We start from the raw sequence: 23,666 nt of genomic DNA, 5'->3' as shown, positions 1-23,666 counted from the left end.
AGAAAACTGACCTGAGACCCGTAGTTCCCAGCGCGGGACACCTTCCTACTAGGGAATTTTTAAGGACAGTAATTCCGCTAAGAGAAGGATGTTACACGCTTCCTTCTTTGTTTTTCATCATAAAGAATATTTCCTGAGTTTCCGGCTGACGGTGGATTGATCCACTTCCAAAGCCTTTGCCATGCCACTGGTCGTCCCATATTTCTTTTTGGCAAATTCGAGTATCGCTTTCTCTGCCGCCCCCACTGCTTCTTTTAAAGGAACCTCTCGGTGAATTTTTATTTCGATTGGAGAGGGTTCTTTACCAGCCGAGAAATGGTTGACATCCTTAACCCGGATTACAGGCTCATCCGACGAAATGATCAAACGTTCCACCAGATTTTGAAGTTCTCGCACATTGCCCTTCCAAGGTTTCTTCTGTAACTCCGCGATCGCTTCCACTGAAAAGCTTTTATTCAGGCCGTAACGCTCATTGAATTTGACAGCGAAATGGTGAACCAGCAATGGAATGTCCTCCGCCCGCTTCCGCAACGGTGGGATCCAAATCGGGAACACGTTCAATCGGTAGTATAAATCTTCCCGAAATGCTCCTTGTTCCACTAATTTCTCCAAATTGCGATTGGTTGCCGCGATTAAACGCACATCGACCGGTATGGAACGCAATCCGCCAATTCGCCGGATTTCTTTTTCCTGTAACACGCGCAGTAGCTTTACTTGCAAAGTGAGAGGGAGTTCGGCAACTTCGTCCAAAAAAAGAGTTCCGAGATGGGCTAACTCAAACAAGCCGGTTTTCCCTCCTTTTTGCGCACCTGTGAACGCCCCCGGTTCATAGCCAAACAACTCCGATTCCAACAGGGATTCAGGAATGGCCCCGCAGTTGATTTTCACAAAAGGTTGCCCGGAACGGTCGCTCCATTCGTGAATCAGGGAAGCCACCACATCTTTCCCAACCCCGGACTCGCCCGTTATCAGCACGGTTGTATCGAATCCGGAGATTTTTTGTGCCTGGTTCACCACCTTCTCCATTGCCACACTCCGGTAAATCAACTTGCTGCTGGAGCTTTCATGCAGACGTAAGCGGCTGATTTCTTGTTTATACCGTTCCATCATTTCCTTCATGGTTTGTACTTCTTCACGGAGTTTCCCAATTTCGGTTATATCACGGGAAGCATTGATGACACGGACGATTTTTCCGTTCTTATCCTTTACGGGCGTGCCTACAACGAGCAAGGTCCGGCCTGTTTTAGTTTTTTGGATCACACGGACTTTCTCTCGGCTTTCCAAAACCAGCCGAGTAACCGATGGTCTATAGATTCCTTCTTTTTCTAGATCAAGCACACTCCTGCCCACCAGCTCTTCTGGTTTCTTCCCCCAGATTTCCTCACAAGCCGAACTAACGCGAAGCGTCACTCCCTCCCCGTCCGACACGTAAATCACATCATAGGAAGATTCAAAGATGGTTTTGAGATCTAAGCTCGTATTCCGGAATTCGTCCAATTCTGCATCCCCATAAAAAGCCCCTCCTAAAATGCAAAGGACGCCCACCACTTGCCCGTATTCCATCACCGGATTGCATTGAACTAACAGTTCACTGTTATCCTGTAATGTGACGGAATGAAACTTGACTTTTTTCTCCTCCATGGCACTATCCACCAGTTGTTGAAAATCGGCATTCTCTAGTTCAAAGTTTTCGGCCAAATAATCCGAGAGGGAAATGGCACGGATGGTTCCCTTGACATCAAGCAAGACATAGGGGCTTCGTAAAGCATCCAAAACAGACTGAATATTCATTCATCTTCACATCCCTATTAAATGGTAATTTGATTATGCAAAAATGCATAAATTATATGCATTTTTGCACGAAAATCCATTCTCATTATTTGTTTCCCCAATTCATTATGCTTAATCTATTAAGCTAAAAAGTATGCATTTTTGCAATAGTATGATTATATTTAAAAGTATGCATTTTTGCAATAATATGATGGTTGATGTGGACGTTTTGAGTTGGCACGGATTTTGCATATAAATTGTTGTGTATAAAATTTTTACAGAGAAAGGATGGGGGGAATGAAGAATTATCGTTATTTCATCATGGGGATGATCGTCTTCATGGTGGTGATCAACTATGTGGATCGCGGCGCGATATCCTACGCGCAAAAAGACATCATCTCCACTTATGGTTTTGATGCCGTTTCTTGGGGAGCGGTACTCGGTTATTTTGGGTATGGTTATATGATCGGAGCTTTGTTTGGAGGAGTTTTGGCAGATCGCAAAGGACCCAAATTTGTCTGGATTCTCGCGGGGCTTGGCTGGTCGGTGTTTGAAATAGGCACCGCTTACGCAGGTGAAATCGGACTGACTCTGTTCGGCGGTTCCGCCCTAGCTGGATTTGCCGTGTTTCGTGTACTGTTTGGCTTGGCAGAAGGCCCAACTTTTTCAACGATCAACCGTACTAATGCGAACTGGGCGGCTCCCAAGGAGCGAGGCTTTGTCGCGGCTCTGGGACTTTTGGGTAACCCATTGGGTGCTCTGTTAACCGCTCCTATTGCAGTCACACTGCTTACGTTGACTAACTGGAAAATGATGTTTATTATTCTCGGGTTAATCGGTATTGTTTGGGTCATCATATGGAACAAAGTCTTCACCAATTTTCCGGAAGACCATCCGAAAGTGTCTAAGGAAGAACTGGAGGAGATTCGATCGAAATCCGAATTGCTGGAAAACGAGAAAAACGTGGGAGCAGGCGATACGAATGTGAAATGGTACCACTTTTTCCGGAATCCCACTTTAGTTTTCAATACGATTGGTTATTTTGCGTTTCAATATGTGAACTTCCTCTTACTTACCTGGACACCAAAATATTTGCAAGATGTATTCAACTTTCAGCTCAGTTCCCTTTGGTACCTGGGCATGATTCCCTGGGTGGGAGCCTGTTTCACTGTACTGTGGGGCGGTAAAATATCGGATGCGCTACGACGCAAAACGGGAAATTTGCGGATTGCCCGTTCCGGCCTTGCCGTGGTTTCCCTATTTCTTACCGCCGTGTGTTTTCTGCTGATTCCTACTGTCGACAGCATCGTAGCTGTAATGGTGTTGATGTCACTTGGAAATGCGTTCAACTTCCTACCTAACTCTGTTTACTGGTCAGTAATCATTGATACGGAGCCAAACCGGGCAGGCACTTTTGGCGGTGTGACACACTTTTTCACCAATATTGCCACCATTGTAGCGCCTACACTGACCGGCTATTTGGTGGCCAAATACGGTTATACTTCCATGTTTGCGGCAGCTGTTGTGGCGGTTGTGATCGGAATGCTGGCAATGCTCTTTGTCAAACCGGGTCAGCCTATGTCTGTAACCAACAACGCTCCCAAGGACAAATAATAACTAAAATACAGAAAGGAGATTTCAAGATGGCAAACACTCAGCACACCGATGTATTGCAGTGGGATGTCACCAATTTGTCGAACGCGTTCAAACAGAAACAGATTTCACCGGCTGAAGTGACAGGAACCTTGTTGGAGCAGATCGACAGGATCAATCCCCAATTAAACGCATACATCACCGTGATGTATGAACAAGCGATGGAAAGCGCACGTAAAGCGGAACGGGAAATCACCTCCGGCAATTGGAAGGGGCCACTACATGGTGTACCGATCGGACTAAAAGATTTAATTTACACGAAAAGTGTCCGTACCACAATGGGATCCAAAATTTTCAAAGATTACATTCCGGATTTCGACGCGGCCGTCGTTGAAAAACTGACACAGGTAGGCGCCGTAATAATCGGAAAGCTGAATACCCATGAGTTTGCCTACGGTCCGACAGGAGATCGATCCGCTTTCGGAGCGGTGAAAAATCCACACCATCTGTCAAAAATATCTGGGGGATCGAGCAGCGGTTCCGGAGCGGCTGTTTCGGCAGCCCTATGTTATGCAGCATTGGGAACGGATACCGGGGGATCCATCCGGATTCCGTCGAGTTGTTGCGGCATCGTCGGCATGAAACCAACCTTTGGCCGCGTCAGCAAATACGGGGTGTATCCGTTAAGTTGGACTCTTGATCATGTAGGGCCGATGACTCGAACCGTACTGGACAATGCCCTGTTATTAAACGTGTTGTCCGGATACGACGAACGGGATCCGTACTCCATGAAAACCGATGAGGAAGACTTCACCCGTTTCATTGGACAAAGCATTAAGGGTAGCGTTATCGGTGTTCCTTCCTCTTTTTACTTTGACCATGTAGAAGAAGAAGTGGAACAGCAAGTGCAGCATGCATTGAAGGTGTTTGAAAGTCTGGGGGCAGAAATGCGTGTCATCGATCTGCCCCACATCCAACAATTTTCATTGGCACAACAAATCACCATCCGAAGCGAAGCCTATACGGTACACGAAGACATGCTTCGGGATCAGTCTGAGCAATACGACCAAGAAGTGAGGGAACGGTTGCTGACCGGCATGGACGAAAAAGCGCACACATATGTCCATGCTCAGCAGCTCAGGCACGTCGCTGTCCAAGAATTTAAACAAGCGTTCAACGAAGCGGATGTCATTGTGACACCGACGCTTCCGATTTTGCCGCCTGACATTGGCCAGCGTGAAGTCCATATCCACGGAAATAAAGAGTATGTCCGATCTGCGCTGCTTCGCTTGACAAGTCCCACCAATTTTAACGGTTTCCCCAGCATCTCCGTACCCTGTGGCTTCTCGGAATCGGGATTGCCTATCGGAATGCAACTGATTGGGAAACCGTTTGACGAAGCAAATCTGTATCGCTTCGCTTATGCCTTTGAACAGGAAAGTTCCATTCCCAATGTAAAAATGGATATCGTTTGAACAGTTGTAAAAAAACAGAAAAGCTGAGCGGATTCAGGGAAAAATGACTGAGTCCAGCTCGCTTTTGTATTTTTGTTTTTTGATGTTATTCTGGTCGGACAACCGCCAATTAGAAGGACGGATAAGGATTACATTTGTTTATATATTATAATTCTTCGCCATTCGTTTGAATGACATTTTTATACCAATAAAATGAATCTTTTTTATACCGCTTCATTGTTCCATTTCCTTCATTATCACGATCAACGTATATCATGCCATACCGTTTTTTCATTTCACCCGTTGTAAACGACACGATGTCTATAATTCCCCATGGTGTATAGCCGATTAAATCAACACCATCGTAGGTGACCGCTTTTTTTAAAGCTTCAATATGCGCTTTTAAATATTCGATTCTTTGCGGGTCATGGACAGAACCATCCTTTTCTAACGTATCGACTGCACCAAAACCATTTTCTACAATAAATAATGGAATTTGGTATCGATCATAAAAACGGTTTAATGTATATCTTAAACCGGTTGGATCAATCGGCCAGCCCCATTCACTTGATTGAATATACGGATTTTCTACACTATTAGGCAAGCCGCCATTGACTATATTTCCTGTATTATCATTTTCTACATCGCTTTTCACGGTTGTCGACATATAATAACTAAAACCTAAATAGTCAACAGTGCCATTTCTTAAAATTTCTTCATCACCGTCTTCGAACTTGATGTTATATCCTTCCCGTTCAAATTCTTTCAAAGCGTAGTTCGGGTAATATCCACGAACTTGTACATCAGGAAAGAAATATCGTTGCCGCATTAATTCTTCCGCTAACATGACATCTTCCGGATTTGATGAATAAGGGTAAATAGGTACATGTGAAACCATTGCCCCGATTTGGAAATCCGGGTTGATTTTTTTTCCTATTGATACCGCTAAAGCACTTGCCAGCAATTCATGATGCCCCGCCTGATACATGACTTCCTTCGCGTTTTCGTTTTCTTTAACAATGACACCAGAATTGGTCCACAAAAATATAGGATTGTTCACATCCATTTGGTTATTGATTTCGTTAAATGTCATCCAGTATTTTACTTTATCTTTATAACGATTGAAACAAACTTCCGCAAATTTTACGAAGAAGTCTACTACTTTTCGATTTCTAAATCCGCCATACTCTCTTGCAAGATGCAGCGGCATTTCAAAGTGGGATAAGGTAATGACAGGTTCAATTCCGTGCTTTCGTAATTCATCAAATACACGGTCGTAAAATTGCAATCCTTGTTCATTCGGCTCCGCTTCATCCCCTTTTGGAAAAATTCTGCTCCATGCGATGGATGTTCTTAAGCATTTTAACCCCATTTCGGCAAATAAAGCGATATCTTCTTTATACTTATGATAGAAATCAATTGCTTCATGGTTTGGATAAAATTCATTTTCTTCGATTGTATCAGTTATTTTTCTAGGTACTCCATGAGCACCTGCTGTCATAACATCGGCTATACTTGGCCCTTTTCCGCCTTCATTCCAGCCGCCTTCAGATTGATGGGCAGCCAAAGCACCACCCCATAAAAAACCTTCCGGTAATTTTGACATTTTATTTCCTCCTTATTTTATGATCGTAAATAACTTCTGATCGAATGTCACATCTTGCACATCTTCGATGATAATTTCATTATAATCATCTGAATTCGTTATAATAATCGGTGTAGTTGTTTTGACTCCTTTACTTTGAATGAGTTCTTTATCAAATGTAATCAAAAGATCGCCTTTTTTAAATTTATCGCCATCATTTACATGTAAAGTGAACGGTTTTCCATTCAATTGAACAGTATCTAAACCAATATGGACAAGTAATTCAATACCAGATTGGGAACGCAATCCTATCGCATGCTTTGTAGGAGCAACCATGACTACCGTCCCATCAAATGGGGCATATAGCTTGTTGTCTGATGGCTCTATAGCCAATCCTTGTCCCATTGCACCTGATCTGAATACTTCATCCTGAACTTCTGAAAGCCGTATTGCCTTTCCGCTCATTGGGGAATGTACCGTTTCTTCATTATTTTCGAGAATATTTTGTTGAAAATTCGTTTTATGTTTCGTTCGTTCATTACCTGCTGTATTCGCTGAATCTTCCCCATATCCGAAGATTTGAATGAGAATGACAGGAAGAATAATGGCAATCACAACACCTAATAAAATTCCCCATATGGACATTGGATAGTCCGCATCAATCCCATTGACGATCGTTAGTGGTCCAGGCAGTCCTGCATATACAAAGTAATAAGGATTAAAGAAGCTTGCTGCAATGGCGCCAATGGCACCTGAAATACAGCCAAAGATAAACGGTTTCTTAAATCTCAAAGTCACCCCGTAGATAGCTGGCTCAGTGATGCCAAATAGACCAGTTAAACCAGCTGATACACTGACTTTACGCAGTTCTTGATTTTTTGACTTTAAAATAACGCCAAGCACCGCTCCAATTTGTGCGATAACGGCGATCGTTTGATACGCTTGAAAGGAATCCCGGCCATATAAATCAAAATTGGCTAATACCATTGGGGTGATTCCCCAATGCACACCAAAAATAACAACTACTTGCCAAAATGCACCAATAATTGCTCCGGCTACAGCGGGCGCATTTTCTGCCAAGAAGTTATAACCATTTGCAATGCCATTTGCTCCCATTGTTGTAACAGGACCAATTAATAAAATCGTTAAAGGTACCATGATTACTAAACATAAAAATGGAACAAATAACGGTTTAATCACTTCATTCATCCACTTATTCAAAAATCTTTCAAGATATGACAAAATCCATACTAAAAATAGCGGTGGCAGCACCGATGAAGTATACGTCGTTTCCGATAAGGCAATACCTAAGAACGTAATTTTTTGTCCTTCAGCTATTTTTGCAGCCATTTCCCCCCATGTCGGACTGACCAATGCAGCACAGCATGCCACTGCTATAAATGTGTTTGTTTTAAAATGCTTTGCTGCAGTAATGGCAATAAAAATCGGCAAAAAAGTAAATGGAGCCCATGATATAAAACTTAAAACTTGATAAGTCCCTGTTTCTGCAAAATTGTTGAAAAATAAATTAATTAATATTAAAGCGCCTTGCAAAATACCTGCAGCAGCCAAAATGTAAATAAATGGCGCAAAAACCGCCGACATAGTAGCGATGACACGATTTAAGACCGTTCCTTGGTTATCGATTTTTGTCTCAGATGCTTCAACATTTACCAATTTTGAAAATTCTTCGTAGACCTCTCCTACATGCTGCCCGATAACCACTTGGAATTGACCGTTGTTTTCCACTACTGTAATGACTCCTGGCATAGATGCCACTTTTGCTTTTGCATTTGGTTTTGAACGCTTAAGAACTATTCTAAGTCTTGTTGCACACCGTGAAACTCCGACAACATTCTCTTCCCCGCCTATAGCTTCTAGGATGTCTTTAGCAAGCTTAGGGTAATCTCTTACTTTTGCAGACAATGTAAATCCTCCCTCAATTTAATTTATACGCTTACATTATAATTGTATCGGTATAATTTATCAATAACCAAACAAAATAATTATTAATGAACAATATAACTAAATGAGCTTTTAATAAGTTTGTGCTATAATCCAATATTATGAAAAGCTTAATGAAAGTGGGGAATGATACGTGATATGTTAAAATATCAGCGAATTGCAATGGAAATTGAAAAATATATTGAAAATCATAATCTTCAACAAGGTGATAAACTGCCTGTATTAGAAACCTTAATGAATCAATTTAATGTAAGTAAGAGTACGATTACGAAATCTTTAGATCTGTTGGAAAAAAAAGGGGTGGTTTTTCAAGTAAGAGGCAGCGGAATTTTTGTTAGAAGGCACAAGAGAAAAGGATATATTAGTCTGCTCTCCAATCAGGGGTTTAAAAAGGATCTTGAGGAATTTCATGTAACTTCAAAAGTCATCGAGCTAGATGTAAGAAAGCCGACACAGGAAGCCGCTTATAATTTAAATATGGAACTCGATGATGATGTTTATTTTGTAAAAAGAGTTCAGTATATTAACGGACAAACGTTATGTTTAGAAGAATCTTATTATAACAAATCCATCATTACTTATTTGAATAAAGAAATTGTTTCTGGATCCATATTTCATTATATTAGAGAAGGATTAGGATTAAAGGTCGGCTTTTCAGATTTATACCTTCATGTGGACAAACTGAGTGAAGAAGAAGCGAAGTTTTTAGGTCTGCAAACCGGAGCACCTAAACTTTATATCGAAAGCATTTTTCATTTAACAAATGGCCAGCCATTTGACTTTTCAAAAATCACTTATAACTATGAACAATCACAGTTTTTTGTACAGGTAAACAATCATTTTTTCTAAAAGTTTAGTCGCTTGACAGGAACTATTACGTTTTGGATAAGGATCCTCTTCTTCAACCATGCCGGCATTTTGGCAATGAATAGAAAGTTTATTTCGCTGAGTCAAATTTCTTTTAGTGGTTAGGATTTGTTAGTAGACGCAGGGATTATTCATCAAATTTGTTTTATTTGCCCAAATACTTTTATCCAAAAAATCTAATTTTGCAAAATGCTCAATTGAGTGACATGTTCATCATCTGTTGTTTGAAGAGGTGATTTATCTGTTTTATTTTGTGCAACTGTTCGCGTTTGCATCAACGTAAAAATTTTCGATATCCCCCTTTAACCAAGATATATCCCATAAAGAGCTCTATTTGACTGCTTATGGATTCTTTTTTGATCTTCTTTATCGGTAGAAACTCTTATTTAAACAGCACATCTCATTCGTTCAGGTGATATCTGGCGATTGGTAAATAATAGGATATGTTGGTGAAGTAAAATGATTCATTTTCAAGAAAAAATTAATTTTAGCGGTCTGGTTGTATAAAGTTGATATAGAATCTGTAAATCTATAAATAATCGTGATGGACTTTAATTAGAAATACTAATAATGAACTATACTTAAATAATGATATACTATAATTAAGATATAATTGTTGTAGAAAAGGCGTGTGGCGAAAGCCATGTAGAGCTTTGAATTAGGCAGGTCGCCTGCATCCTTTCTACAAATATTGGGGGATAAGGATGGGGAAAAATGAGTAGCAGACAAACTAACACAGACGTTATTTTAATTGGTGCCGGAATTATGAGTGCGACTTTAGGGACACTGTTGAAAGAATTAGCGCCGGAATGGGAAATTAAAGTGTTTGAAAAGCTCAACAAACCAGGAGAAGAAAGCTCTAATGAATGGAATAATGCAGGAACGGGGCATGCTGCACTATGTGAGCTTAACTACACACCCGAGAAACCGGATGGATCTATTGATATTAGCAAAGCTATAAAAATTAATGAACAGTTCCAAGTTTCCAGACAGTTTTGGTCTTACCTTGTAAAAAACAATCTAATACAAAATCCGCAGGAATTCATCAGACCGCTGCCCCACATGAGTTTAGTCCAAGGGGAAAATAATGTGAGATATTTAAAGAAACGTTTTGAAGCGCTATCAAACAATCCATTATTCCAAGGAATGGAATTTTCTGATGACCCGGAAAAACTGAAAGAATGGATTCCGCTTATAATGGAAGGACGTACATCGAATGAACCGATCGCAGCAACCAAAATCGACTCAGGTACGGATGTTAACTTTGGAGCTTTAACACGCATGTTATTTGACTACTTAAAAGAGAAAGAGGTCGAAATATACTACAAGCATAGTGTTAAGGATATTAAACGTACAAGCGACGGTTTGTGGGAATTGAAAGTGAAGGATCTCAATAGCGGTTCTGTTGAAATCCATAAGGCTAAATTCGTATTTATTGGAGCCGGCGGGGGAAGTCTGCACTTGCTTCAAAAATCTGGTATTCCAGAAGGTAAACATATTGGTGGTTTTCCTGTAAGCGGATTATTTATGGTATGTAATAATCCAGAAGTTGTAGAGCAGCATCATGCAAAAGTTTACAGTAAGGCTAAAATTGGTGCACCTCCAATGTCAGTTCCGCACCTTGATACACGGTATATCGACAACAAAAAAACATTGCTCTTTGGACCGTTTGCAGGCTTCTCGCCTAAGTTCTTAAAAACTGGTTCAAATATGGATTTGTTTGCTTCCGTAAAACCGCACAATTTTGTAACTTTGTTGGCATCAGCTTTTAAAAACTTTTCTTTGGAAAAATACTTGATCGAGCAGCTTCTGTTAACGAAAGAAAAGCGCATGAATGAGTTGCGTGAATTTATCCCGACGGCTAAATCAGAGGATTGGGATATAGTCGTCGCAGGCCAACGTGTACAAATTATCAAAGATACTGAAGCTGGCGGTAAAGGAACGATTCAATTTGGTACAGAAGTTGTTACGGCTGCAGATGGCTCGATCGCTGCATTGCTCGGTGCTTCTCCTGGAGCTTCTACTGCCGTACACGTAATGCTTGAAGTAATTAAAAAATGCTTCCCTCAACATTTGAATGAATGGGAACCGAAAATTAAAGAAATGATTCCTTCTTATGGTGTGTCACTAGTGGAAAACCCGGATCTTTTCCATGAACTTCATACTTCAACAGCAGAGACGCTCGGTCTAAACGGACAAGAACCGATCTCTGGTGTAAACGAAAAAGAACCGGTTTATAGCTAATTTCTTGGATGAGAAACAAAGGTGTGGAATGAATAAAGTTTAAAACAGCCACTTTTCATCAGTGGATAATTGTTTCTATAATAAAGAAAAGAGACTGATAAGTCAATGATTTTAAAGCAGAGCTAATATAAAAAAATTGCAGAATAATAGAATATAATTGAAAATAATCCGTTTTTAAAAATTTTTTGTCACGACGAAAAAAAGAGGGATGTCTAATAAGTCGTTTTTTCGATTTATAGACCTCCCCTTTAATGTTTTAGTAACGTTTATATATTGATGTTTATGTGTTTTTTGTTTTAATGACGTTTTGATTTTTGATATGCCTCCCCATTAGGTAGACAGATTAAAAAATAAAAATCTGTTTATCTTCATGGGGAGTTTTATTATGATAACCAAAAGAGTTTATCCTTACGGTGTTATACACATGCGGAATTTGAATGGAAAGCCATTTTGACAATAAAGAGCTTGCTCTGCCGCAGCCTTAAAAGCATTGTAAAACTTGTGTTCGTAAAAAGACACCTGTCTTGGATAAAATTTAAACTTATTTATCAAGATTGGCAACAATATTGCCACGTAAAAAACACATGTTAGGAGTTGATTTCGTTTGACTTCATAAACGTGTGTTTTTTTGTTGCGAACTTATATTAAAATAGTTTTTTAAAATAATGAACGAATATTATCTTGGCTAATGGAGTATCTGATACGAAAGCCGGACAAGTAGGGAAACAATTAAATAGTGATAGTGTGCCGGCAATTCAATTTTTCATCTGGTGGGGACAGCGGAGCCATATAGTCATATGTTGTGCTGCGGATCAGGCGCTTTGCTATTGGCCATCATCCTTTTAAATGAATTGATTGAGAAGCGTTTCGAAAAAAGATGAATATTTCTTGCGGGTATTATTGAAAATGATAATTGTTATCAATTATAATAATGTATAATCACAATGAAAGGAGTAATGTGAGTGTTTGTTCAAATAAAAACTATTTTAGTGACAGAAGGACATGCCGATCGAATTGTTGACCGTTTCACTTCACAGGGAATAATCGAACAGCAGCCGGGTTTTATCGATTTAAGCGTGCTTAAGAAAAGGCAGAGAAAAGGGAATGAAGAAGTACTCGTTATGATTCGCTGGGAATCAGAAGAGGCTTGGAAAGCCTGGGAGAAGAGCGAGGCTCACCTTGCTGGTCACCGGGCGAACCGAGGCAAGCCTGCTCCCTCCTACATTTTGGAGAGTCGTCAAGATGTCTTCTATGTGCTGGGTCAGAAAGGCTATGTAGAGTCCTCTACTCGATAAAATAAAGCAGCCTCCAGTCCAAAAGTAGGTTTTTCCTGAACATATGCTCTAAAAATTTTTAAATGCCCATTCATTTATAGATGATGGCAAATGTGAATGGGTGTTTTTTTATTGCTTAAGAATCTATTCATGCGTGGGGTTTCTGGATCCAATTGAACGTCAAAAAGGATTAGAAGAACTTAAATCATTACTATTAGAAGAATAGTAGATACATAAGAAGGGGAGATCATTTTGATTATCATGTTGGACCCGATCTCCCCTTCTGGATTTTATGATATGAAAAGTCCGTACACGGTGGCATTAAGACACACATCTAATTTTCAGAGCTGAGTGTTCTTGAAAATTATTATTCAATAATTGGCATGTTGTGCCGAAAAAAGTGGAATAAATGCAAATGGACGTTCGACCATTTAAAGAATCCTAAAAAACATACTAAGATTAGTAGCACAGACCACGGCCATGGTCTGTGCTACTATTTTTTTATAGTAGAAGTGGAGAATAGGTCGTGACAGCCCCAGAACCTTGAGTTCGTAGTGAAAAACTGGCCTACTTCACTGCCCTTATAAGAATCAGTTTCAGTATGTTGGATCCTTGAGATCGTGTATAAGAAAAGGGAATCGATAAGGTGAAGTGAAGACTTCTACATAAAAATCAGGAGGAATGTATATGCAAAGCGTCATTGCTTTTGATGTCAGTATGGGAAAAAGTTATACGGTGATTTATAACGCTGCACGTTCTTGTATTTTTGAGGGGGAAATTTTGCATAATCGCCCCCATTTTGAACAGCTAAAAAAACCAAATCATCGATTTAGTACAAAAAGATGGACAAGTTCCAGCCATTGTATTTGAAGCAACAGGCGTGTATTCCCGACCATTAGAGCGCTTTATGAATGATCACGGTTTTCCGTACTGTCTGTTAAATCCCCTTGAATCAAAGATTCAAACGGCTACTATGCGCATTCATAAAACCGATAAAAGTGATGCCCACCGTAGAATGTTGATTTAACAGCATTCTTTGGCCTTACTTTTTTTATGCTTGGGCTGAAAAGCCGTTTTTCAGACACCCCCTGCCTTTGTTTAAATTCGCAGTTAGAGAGGCTGCGGTGAACCATATCATAAATAAACAGATGGTCAATTTGCTCTAAAGAAGTATAAAAAGAACAGCTCAATGTCTTTAATATCCAATTCTTGGATTTACATATAGACGCTTTATACTTATTAGTCTCCTAATGATTTTGAACACTCCATAAGGTTGTTTTTTTTGGCCAAGTCCTAATTATTGTGTAAAAACACACTCCCAGCCCAGCAAACCTAGATTCCCGGTCAATCAAACCGTTTCCTTTTTATACAAAATTCAGGACTTAATCGTTTTTTATAATCAAAGTGACCAAATGAAGAGGACCTTTTGTATACATGAAACGAGGGAAACATTCAAAGGGATTTTTTAGCTGCAATTAACGAAAGAAGCATTGGCAGTAAAAACATCTTCGAGAGAACAAACGGGTAATATTGCTTGTCCGCTTGATGATAAAGGTAGTCCCCTTCTGGCATTAGTTTACTGAAAGTGATTGAAGGAATTCCTATAAGTTTACGGATTTCCTTTAAATTATACTTCTGTAACATTTATTGACTACTTGTAAGTCTTTTTGATTTTCCCATCGAGTTTTTTGTTTAGTATGTAAGTCCAAATAATATGATTTATCGGTAAGGGGATGTCATTAAAATAATATTTTCTTGAGGAGGAGTATAAGGCTGCACGGCAGAGAACCGTTTGTGAAAAACGAAAAGTTAAAATCGTGTTCTATTGAGACAAAGAGGGCGGTTTTATGAGAGTGTGTGACTTGTTGAGGATAAGTTTCATGGATAGACATTATTTAGAGAGGACCGAGGGGACCTCTTTTTTAAAATTTTTCGCATCAACTTGAAACTATAATTTTCTTGCCATCATTAAGGTTAAAAATATATTTATTAATTATTCTAAAGGCTGTAAGATGAATGTAAATAAATTAACTTGAGGAATGCACTTCGCGTTTTTTAAGTTATTTCAAGGCATATTTCCAACTTCATTCTGCGAAAGTTTCCAGGAGGTAAATAATATACCCGCTACCCGTTATAGGACTTTGCGGGGCTTATCAGCCTATCATACCCGCCTATTCATGTAAGGCGGTGGATATGGAATATATAATATGCAAACCTTTTATTGCCAAACACTACATTTCTTAAATGCCTTTAACAATGTGATTCATGACTATATTTTCGAATGTGCCGCTCTTTTTGAACTTTGGGGGCAGAGACCCCGTTCGTAAACAATGATATTTAGGTTTTGTTTTCGTTGTTCACGTAAACTCTTGGCACTCTTTTGCCAATGAGGCAGACTGTTTCATAGTGGATCGTATTCATTTGTTCCGCTACTTCGCCTAATGAAATATAGCCATGATCTGGATCTCCAAAAATAGTGACGATGTCATCTTCATTCACAGCTCCAACACCTGTTACATCAATCATCGACTGGTCCATGCAGATTCTGCCCACAATAGGCGCCCTTTTTCCTTTTACAGTAACATTGCCCTTATTGGATATGGATCTGGATAACCCATCTGCATAGCCGACAGGAATCGTTGCAATCGTTGATACTCTGTTAGTTGTAAATGTACAGCCGTAGCTGATTGATTCACCGGCATTCACCATTTTGACCAGAACCGGCTTTGTTTTAAAACTCATCGCTTGTCTCAAGGAAATTTTGTCTCGCAAATGTTCACTTGGATAAAGCCCATACAGACTGACACCAACCCTGACCATATCCAAATGCTTTTCCGGATATGCGATCGTTGCGGCACTATTGCAGCAATGTTTTATTGGGATATGTACATCATGTTGTTCCAAGTAATCAACAATTGCTTGAAAATGGGAAAATTGTTTTTCTGTAAAGGATGAATCTGGATCATCCGCTTGTGCAAAATGAGTGAATATCCCTTCCACCGTTACAAAAGAAGAAGTATTGGAATGAATCAGTTTCAGAGCTTCTTCTTTATTTTTAATGCCGATCCGGTTCATCCCGCTGTCAATTTTGATATGAATATGGGTGTTTTTTTTCAGTTCCTCTGCAGTCTGTATCACTTGATCTAACACATCCTGCGTAAAAACAGTTAGTGTAATATCATGTTGTATTGCAGTTTTTACGGCATTTGGGGAGGTATAACCCAAAATTAAAATTGGAGCCTTAATATTTGCCTCCCTTAGGGAAATTGCTTCATCAAGGATGGCAACCGCTAAATAGTCAGCACCGGCTCCAATTGCAGCTTTTGCCACTTCGATGGCACCGTGTCCATATCCGTCCGCTTTCACGACAGCCATCAGCTTACATTCATTATGAATATGTTCTTTAAAGGACTTTACATTATGCTGGATCGCTCCCAAATCCACTTCAACCCATGTGTCTCGATAACTTCCATGATTCATTGCGTTTTCCCCCTTGGTGAAATGAACAACAATATGCTTTTTAGGATATATACAATTCAAACAGCAAAAAGTTGTTTGCGTAATATCACTGATTATTGGCCAAATCCTAATTATTAAGTAAAATCTCACATCCAACCCAACGAACCGAACCTAGATTCCGCTTTACACAAAGTTCAGGATTTACTCTTGTATAAAATGCATTTTTATTAACTAATGGATAAACACAAGTTTTTTCCGTCTAAAAAATCATGATAAAATTGCCTTGGTGTCCCAACTATGGAGAAAAGATTACCAGATTACAACAAAATCTTCGATAAGAGTACCTGATAAAATGGTTTTTTCTAAATGAATTCATGCAGGGGACAGCTTGGCAGATTCTCAATTTCTAATCTTGGAACACATAGTTTGAAATATTTTTCAAAAGGCTTTAATCCTTCTAAACTTCATGGAAACAACAATGCAATGTTTCGGCAAAGTCATTTGAGGCATTTTCATTTAAGGATTCTTTAGTTTTTCCATTTAGAAATAGTTTCTGCTATATGAGAGTAAAGATTATTGAACGTATTCACATCAAAAATTTTGCTATGACCACAGTTTCTGATTTCAAGTATTTGTTATAAACCCAGCATTTTTTGAAATGCTGGGTCAAGTGATTCACTTACATAAAAGTTGAGAACCAGTTGCCGAGAATTGTGCCAACATAGTTTCCAATAATATAGCCGAATGTTCCGACTATTAATATCGGTCCAATTAAATTTTTCCAACCTTTCGCTATGGCCAATGCAGCTGCAGTTGTTGGCCCTCCAATATTAGCGTTGCTTGCTAAAAGTATATCTTCAAGATCATATTTAAATATTTTTCCGGCAACTAAAGAAATGATTAAATTAATGATGACAATAATAAAAGCGAACAATAACAACAATGGTGCATTTTGAATAATGAGTGGTATGGACGCCGGGATGCCGATAACAACGAAAAATATATGAACCAAAAATGTTCCAACTTCCTGACTCCCGTTAATATTTTCAAAGTATTTCGGAAATAACGTCAGTGCCATGAACGTCATCGTTGTCAGCATAATATATCCATCACCGAAAAGTCCATTCAGTAAATTCATAAAGAACGAAACATCTTCCCCAGATGGAATCAACTGGTCAAAATATTTGGCGATCTTAAATGATACAATGACAAACAAAAAGGCTGTCCCAACAGAAAGTGCAATATCTTTTAAAGAAATATCCTTTCTTTTCCAAAAGCTTTCCGCCAATGTTTTTCCATCTTCTATTGCACCCTCACGCTCTACTTCCAATATGTGGGGAGTACTGTAACGTCTCTTGAAAAATGAAAGAGTTGGAATAATCATTAGAATAATAAAGAGTATGGCCATCATTAAATTATCGGCAACTACCGCAGAAGAGACTAGTTCACCAGGTGTTTTAAACTTAGCGGCCATTGCGGCAAAATTCACTCCGCCGCCAATATAGCTTGCACTGAACATAGCACCTAGTCTGTCAAGCATTGGAATATAATCTTTTAATAAAAAGAAACTGACAATGGTGCCGGCAATTGTCCCTATCGAGCTTAATAGGAAGATAATAAGCAATCTTCCGGTTTCCTTAAATATTTTTTTAATGTTAACATGGAAAAGCAACAATGGTATCGCTACTGGAACAATAACAGTCCAAACTGCATCATACACTGGAGATGCTGTAGGAATGATTCCAGTATTTGATAAAACGATCGCCCCAATGAGTGCAATGATGGCTCCTGTTATTTTGGATGCCCAAATGTAACGCTGTTCTAGATAAATACTTATCGAAGCCAAAACTACAATAATGCCCCACAAAGTTATATAGTCATCCGCTTGAATAAGTGTCTTCTCCAATTTAATCATCTCCTATCTTTTTCTTTTGAAAATAATTTTTTTATATAATGATCAGCATTGTTGAAGCTGATGGATTCTAACTCTTCAGGTGTGAACCCTCTTTTGCTCATTTTCTCCAAAAGATATGGAATTTTTGTCGCATCCTCCAGATCTCTTGTGTATACATTAAATTCTGTATCTAAATCATAGGATTCTAAGTAATTTACAAAATCAAACCCAAAGGCGACATGCTCCGGACCAACTAGATCAGCTATATAAATCGCATGATCAATGAATTTATTAATCGTTGGATTTTCGTGATCTACAAACAAACCATAAGTATTTAAACCGATGATTCCACCTCTTTCCGCAATCGCTTTTATTTGTTCATCTGTTAAATTTCTCTCATGGGGACAAAGAGCTCTTGCATTGCTATGAGAAGCTATAACTGGAAGTTCGCTGGCATTATACATATCCCAAAAAGATGTTTCATCTAAATGAGAAACATCAAGAATCCAGTTTTTCTTATTTGCCATCTGAACGGCAATTTTCCCATAGTCTGTGAGACCTTTGATCTTAGAATCTTCTGCGCCAGTACCGGTTGCCAAAAAGTTGCGCTCATTCCATGCAAAGATCAAATGAATAAATTTATTTTCATGAAGGAAATTGAATGCATTTTCGATTTTGGCTTCAATTGTTTCCCCTTTCCAATCCTTCATAAAAGTAAGGCCTTCAACCCCAAAAAAGATTTTGATTTTTTCCGAATCAGGGTTATTCCGTTGATCAGACAAAGGATGACCAATCATTGCGTGTTTAGAATCCATTAAATCACTCATTACATATTGAAATAATGTTTGAAACCTGTCATATGGATGATTACGGAATTTTGGCTCTACCCAAAACACACAAATGATAGAATCGACTCCGCCTTCTTTCAGTTTAGGATAATGAAATCGATCAAATATATTCTTTTCGCCACGGCTTTTCCGCCATGCAATATCAGTAAACAGGTCAGAATGCAGATCAAAAACTTTCATGATGAACTCCCCCATAACAAACAGATTCAGGTTTTTGTAAGTTGGCGGTATGCATCAGATAATAAATGAATAATTTATTTACTTTCATCATTCTAAAAATAAGATTAAAAATTCAGGAAGTTCAGTCAAAATATAATAACGAAGAGATTCTTTCCAAACTTTTAACAAGCTTTTTGGAATTTTTATCTTATTTTGTAGATGAAAGAGTGATTAGATCTCTTTCTTCAAACGAATGTTGAAGTACTTTATCGGCAGCGGAAAATTTGTTTGGAAAGAAAATCTGATAAAAGCTTGCCTTTTCAGTTAATCTGGAAATTTGTTTTAAACAAACTTTTGATTGTCCATTTGATTGATATAAAATTCTGAAAAATAATCGTATTTGCTGGCTCTATTCAAAAAGGTTCTCCTGCGGAGCCAGCGTTTCCTGTTAATCTATTTCGGTTTACGATTTGATATTCAATTGTTCAACTCCCATTTTCATCAAGGCGCTTTCATATTTATTTTTTCCGGTTTTTTCAGAAAGATGAGCAATGAATGCCATTTCTTTATTTAAATCAACCTTTTCCATCTTCAACTTTTTTGCGGTTTCGAACTTTTATTAATGTCAATGAAGGTTGTTTAAGGAACCTTTTATTTTAAAACACCCTTCATAGCTAAGCTAGAAGGGTGTTTTTATGATGTTGAATACAATCGTTCGGAGATAACGTCATCGACTGGAACATAGTCATAGCCAAGGTCATGTGCTACTGCTTTAAAGGTTATATTCCCATTCATGACGTTCACGCCTGTTTTAATCGCTTCACTTTCTTTAATTGCTTGAATTACACCTTTGGAAGCAATTTGCACAGCATATGGAATCGTGACATTTGTTAGGGCAATTGTTGCTGTACGTGGAACCGCACCTGGAATGTTGGCGACTGCATAATGCAGCACTCCATATTTTTCGATAATAGGATTGTCATGAGTTGTTGCATAATTAATCGTTTCAAAGTTTCCGCCTTGATCAATAGCAACGTCGATTATGACTGACCCGGGCTGCATAGATTTTACCATTTCTTCCGTTACAAGCTTAGGTGCTTTTGCACCGGGAATCAGCACCGAACCGATAACTAAATCGGAGTCTTTGACAGATTCTGCAATATTATAAGGATTTGACATTAACGTCTGCACAGTTGAACCAAAAATGTCTTCTAATTGACGCAGGCGTGCAGGATTTAAGTCAATAATCGTTACATCTGCACCAAGGCCGTGTGCAATTTTTGCTGCATTCGTTCCGACTACACCGCCGCCAATAATCGTGACTTTTCCGCGTTTGACACCAGGAACACCGCTTAGCAGTATTCCCTTTCCTCCTTTAGATTTTTCCAAATATTGCGCCCCGAGTTGAGCTGCCATGCGGCCGGCAACTTCGCTCATTGGTGTCAATAATGGCAATGTATTATTTACGGTAATTGTTTCATAAGCAATAGCGGTCACTTCATTTTCCACTAAAGCTTTGGCCAATTCCGGTTCATTTGCCAAATGGAGATAGGTAAATAAAATTAACCCTTTTCGGAAATATACATATTCATCTGGGAGGGGCTCTTTTACTTTCAGAATCATTTCTGCTATTTCCCAAATCTCTGAAGCTCTTTCAACAATCTCGGCACCAGCCTGTTTATACTCTTCATCGGTAAAACCGCTTCCGATTCCAGCGTTTGCTTCAATAACTACTTTATGTCCTGCATTTATTAATTGCACAACCCCTGCAGGTGTGATAGCTACACGATTTTCATTATTTTTAATTTCTTTCGGTACCCCGATGATCATCCTCACCATCTCCTTAAAATAACATCTGCACCACTATCATATCTCTTTTAGTTGAACCTTACTTTATGAAAAAATCAGAAAACCGCAAAAGTAATTTGTGTAAATATACAAATTACTCGACATTCATGCTTTCAAGTTTTAAATCCAGAAATAATGTTATTTTCTGGTTAGGGTCTTTCAGGTTTATTCCTGTTATTTCTACTACTCTTTTTAAACGGTAATTTAACGTATTCGGATGAACATGTAATAATTGCGCTGCTTGATAAACATTGCAGTCACATTCTAAATAACTTTTAAGCGTATGCAATAAATCGGTGTGATGCTTGAGGTCATACTCTCTTAATTTTTTGATTGCCTCACTTTGATAGTGGTCACGAACTCGGATTTGATAAAGTTCATCTAAAAACTGATAGATGCCGATCTCCTGAAAACTATACTTTTGCTGTAATTCATCGGGGAATTTTTCCTTAAGCCTTAATACTTTCAATGCTTGTTTATAGCTGCAATGAACATGCTCCGGAGTATGATAAACGGAGCCGAAAGCACCAGATATATTTCGGATTTGTAAACGCATACTTATTTTGTTGATAAAATCTTTAATAAAACCGGAAAGAGCGTTCATCGCCTCTTTTTCTGTTCTGAGCCGGGTAAGCAATATTAGTTGATTTTGATCAAATAATTTGCTGACTACTTGAACTTGGTGCAATGTTTCAGCCAAATAATAGGCATGTTTTTCAATAGCTTGTGTTATATCATTTTCAAAGTTAATGATAGCAACAGCAAGATTTCCATCCAGATTAACCCCAACTCGTTTAGCCTGGTGTTTAATCTTAGACACATCGTTCAGATGACCTGTTAATAGCTTCCATAGAAATTCTTGATGACTCTCTTCTTCTTTTCGTTTTCTTATTCGCTGAAGGAGGAGATGGTTTTTCACAAGCTTTGCAGCTTCCTTTAGCAAATGCAATTGATCATCGCCCATTGTTTTATCATTGATTTGTGCCCATATAAACCCTAAAACCTCATTATGTTTTCGAATCGAAACAGCGACACGGTTGCCAAGTCCAACTTCTTCGATTGCAGGGACAATAACAGGTTCATCGCTTTCGAACAGTTTTGCCATAATCCCATTTTTCCAAAGACTGTTAATGATTTTATCTGGCACTTTTCTACTCATAATCGTGGCCATTCTTGCTTCATCAACATTTTCTTTATGTCTGCTGTAGGAAATGATCTGATGATTGGAATCCTCTATCGTTATTGGACATTCAAGCATTTCACCAATACGGTCTGCCAAAAGGTCTAGGGAATCGTCTTGACGTAACTGCGAAAGTAATTGTGGATAGCCTAATGAATTCCTCATTAATTCTTGCCCCCTTTTGCATTTTTACAGTCCTAAATCCAATAATGAAGGGTCAATTGAATGAACAAGAATCACCCGTTTTGTCGATCATTATTAAAAAAATTTCTGAACAATTATTAGAAGAGCCTAAACAAGATTCGTACCAAATATCCTTGCCAAGAAGCTCATACCGCCTAAGGTAACATAAAGAGTCATATGGCGAAAAAAGAATCTCTACATGGTCAGCCAAACACCGAGAATTACAGATTACATTTTGTTTGCTTCTATAAATGCAGCCAATTATCCAAGGATTTACAGTTATGAAGAAAACTAAATATTTGCTTTTCCTTTTTCATTTACGTGTTTTGATAATTTCGTGATATTGATTTTTCCTAAATCCGGCCTGGCTTTCCTTTTTGATTGATCGATTCTTTGCCGATCATTTATCCTGCAAAAGGGATGTAATACGAAAAATTACTAATAGGAAACGCACTTTTTGCTAAGTAGAAAAACACGGGGTCAGCATATATAAAAATCTCTGTTAGTTCATAGTTATTTTGAATTAATCTTGCCGATTGTTCAGCAGTTTCACAAATCAAAGGTGTCGTCATCAATTCATTACATTCGGCAGCGATCTTACCAATTTCATGGTATTAGGCTCAAGCACATCATCTGCAATCATTAATTGAATGATTCCACCTCCTTAAAATGGTTTTAATAATCTATAATGAAAATATTCCGTCTTTATTAAAAGCAGCAGCCCATTTAAACGGTCTTTAAATAGATTATTTTTTTAAAATGCAGCATTCTCAATATTATCGTCAGGAAATCTGACAAATTATAAAAAGTAAACGTTTTCAAAATTGCCTATTTTAGAAAACGTTGGCGAACGTATGGGATAAAATCTGGGTAAAACCGATGAACTGCTTGTTCATTGCATAGACGACGATGCTTACATTTGCCGGGTTCCAAAAGAATAGGACATTTTTGCCGGAAACATATGGATAGATATTCAGCTTTGTATAATTGCCACTTGATCGAAATCTTCCGCGAAAAACTTCTTCGTATAACGGGTGAGAATTTGCATTACTGTTGGATCAATAAAGTGCTTGTACTCATGCATTTCGAAAGAATACAGCGCTGCTGAACAGTGCTATGCTGATGCTATTATTTTACCACGTTCTTGAGAAACTTGCTTTTGCTTGTCGTGTCGTTAAAATATTTGGCTGTTGTGGATATTTAATACTTTAATGGGAAACGCTGGCTCATTTCGAAGGTTCTTTATTTTACGGGAGCTTCCACGTCCTGATATGTTCATTCCGTAGGATGCCCAGTGGAAACAGCTTGAATAGTGGTGCTCGTAAAGGATATGGAGGAAATCA

At 38.6% G+C, this 23,666-nt stretch carries 13 protein-coding genes and 1 pseudogene; 6 read left to right on the top strand and 8 right to left on the bottom strand.

Annotated features, from left to right (window positions below):
• Positions 1-117: 117 nt before the first annotated feature.
• Positions 118-1,791 (bottom strand): sigma-54 interaction domain-containing protein, encoded by a 1,674-nt coding sequence (locus NSQ71_RS16515; protein ID WP_340734264.1) that lies wholly within the window; start codon positions 1,789-1,791, stop codon positions 118-120.
• Between the two features lie 276 nt (positions 1,792-2,067).
• On the opposite strand from NSQ71_RS16515, the gene NSQ71_RS16510 reads away from it, so the two are divergent.
• Both NSQ71_RS16510 and NSQ71_RS16505 read left to right on the top strand, forming a co-directional pair.
• Complete coding sequence (locus tag NSQ71_RS16510; protein WP_340734263.1) at positions 2,068-3,384, top strand: MFS transporter; 1,317 nt, start codon at positions 2,068-2,070, stop codon at positions 3,382-3,384.
• Positions 3,385-3,461: 77 nt separating this feature from the next.
• A complete protein-coding gene (locus NSQ71_RS16505; RefSeq protein ID WP_340734262.1) occupies positions 3,462-4,838 on the top strand; it encodes an amidase in 1,377 nt (458 codons plus the stop codon).
• Positions 4,839-4,983: 145 nt separating this feature from the next.
• Here NSQ71_RS16505 and bglA read toward each other — a convergent pair whose 3' ends face one another.
• Both bglA and NSQ71_RS16495 read right to left on the bottom strand, forming a co-directional pair.
• Complete coding sequence (bglA, locus tag NSQ71_RS16500) at positions 4,984-6,423, bottom strand: 6-phospho-beta-glucosidase BglA (RefSeq protein WP_340734261.1); 1,440 nt, start codon at positions 6,421-6,423, stop codon at positions 4,984-4,986.
• A 12-nt stretch (positions 6,424-6,435) separates the two neighbouring features.
• A complete protein-coding gene (locus NSQ71_RS16495; protein ID WP_340734260.1) occupies positions 6,436-8,328 on the bottom strand; it encodes a beta-glucoside-specific PTS transporter subunit IIABC in 1,893 nt (630 codons plus the stop codon).
• Positions 8,329-8,505: 177 nt separating this feature from the next.
• Between NSQ71_RS16495 and NSQ71_RS16490 the strand changes: the two genes are divergently transcribed.
• From NSQ71_RS16490 to NSQ71_RS16475, 4 genes and pseudogenes are all read left to right on the top strand, one after another.
• Positions 8,506-9,216: a GntR family transcriptional regulator gene (locus tag NSQ71_RS16490; RefSeq protein WP_340734259.1), complete on the top strand. Its 711-nt coding sequence runs from the start codon at positions 8,506-8,508 to the stop codon at positions 9,214-9,216.
• A gap of 732 nt (positions 9,217-9,948) precedes the next feature.
• The gene (locus tag NSQ71_RS16485) at positions 9,949-11,478 is read left to right on the top strand and encodes a malate:quinone oxidoreductase (RefSeq protein ID WP_340734258.1); all 1,530 of its coding nucleotides are present in this window, start codon (positions 9,949-9,951) and stop codon (positions 11,476-11,478) included.
• Between the two features lie 962 nt (positions 11,479-12,440).
• Complete coding sequence (locus tag NSQ71_RS16480; RefSeq protein ID WP_066250125.1) at positions 12,441-12,773, top strand: antibiotic biosynthesis monooxygenase family protein; 333 nt, start codon at positions 12,441-12,443, stop codon at positions 12,771-12,773.
• A gap of 666 nt (positions 12,774-13,439) precedes the next feature.
• Positions 13,440-13,773 (top strand): annotated as a pseudogene (locus NSQ71_RS16475) (IS110 family transposase); the annotation flags it as partial.
• Positions 13,774-15,089: 1,316 nt separating this feature from the next.
• Here NSQ71_RS16475 and alr read toward each other — a convergent pair.
• From alr to NSQ71_RS16450, 5 genes are all read right to left on the bottom strand, one after another.
• Positions 15,090-16,232: an alanine racemase gene (gene alr, locus NSQ71_RS16470; RefSeq protein WP_339193399.1), complete on the bottom strand. Its 1,143-nt coding sequence runs from the start codon at positions 16,230-16,232 to the stop codon at positions 15,090-15,092.
• A gap of 658 nt (positions 16,233-16,890) precedes the next feature.
• Positions 16,891-18,117, bottom strand: a complete 1,227-nt coding sequence (locus NSQ71_RS16465; RefSeq protein WP_340734257.1) for a DUF819 family protein — start codon at positions 18,115-18,117, stop codon at positions 16,891-16,893.
• A 5-nt stretch (positions 18,118-18,122) separates the two neighbouring features.
• Positions 18,123-19,133 carry a dipeptidase gene (locus tag NSQ71_RS16460; protein ID WP_340734256.1) on the bottom strand — a complete coding sequence of 337 codons (1,011 nt, stop codon included), beginning with the start codon at positions 19,131-19,133 and terminating at the stop codon, positions 18,123-18,125.
• 672 nt (positions 19,134-19,805) lie between these two features.
• Positions 19,806-20,942, bottom strand: coding sequence for an alanine dehydrogenase (ald, locus tag NSQ71_RS16455; protein ID WP_340734255.1), 1,137 nt, complete (start codon positions 20,940-20,942; stop codon positions 19,806-19,808).
• A gap of 112 nt (positions 20,943-21,054) precedes the next feature.
• A complete protein-coding gene (locus NSQ71_RS16450; protein ID WP_066250119.1) occupies positions 21,055-22,305 on the bottom strand; it encodes a PucR family transcriptional regulator in 1,251 nt (416 codons plus the stop codon).
• Positions 22,306-23,666 lie beyond the last annotated feature (1,361 nt).

Origin of the sequence: Aeribacillus sp. FSL M8-0235 (assembly GCF_038000355.1) — a bacterium.
Classification (GTDB): Bacteria; Bacillota; Bacilli; order Bacillales; family Aeribacillaceae; genus Aeribacillus; species Aeribacillus composti.
The sequence above is the reverse complement of the archived record's forward strand: the minus strand, read 5'-3'. Positions and strand labels throughout refer to the sequence as shown.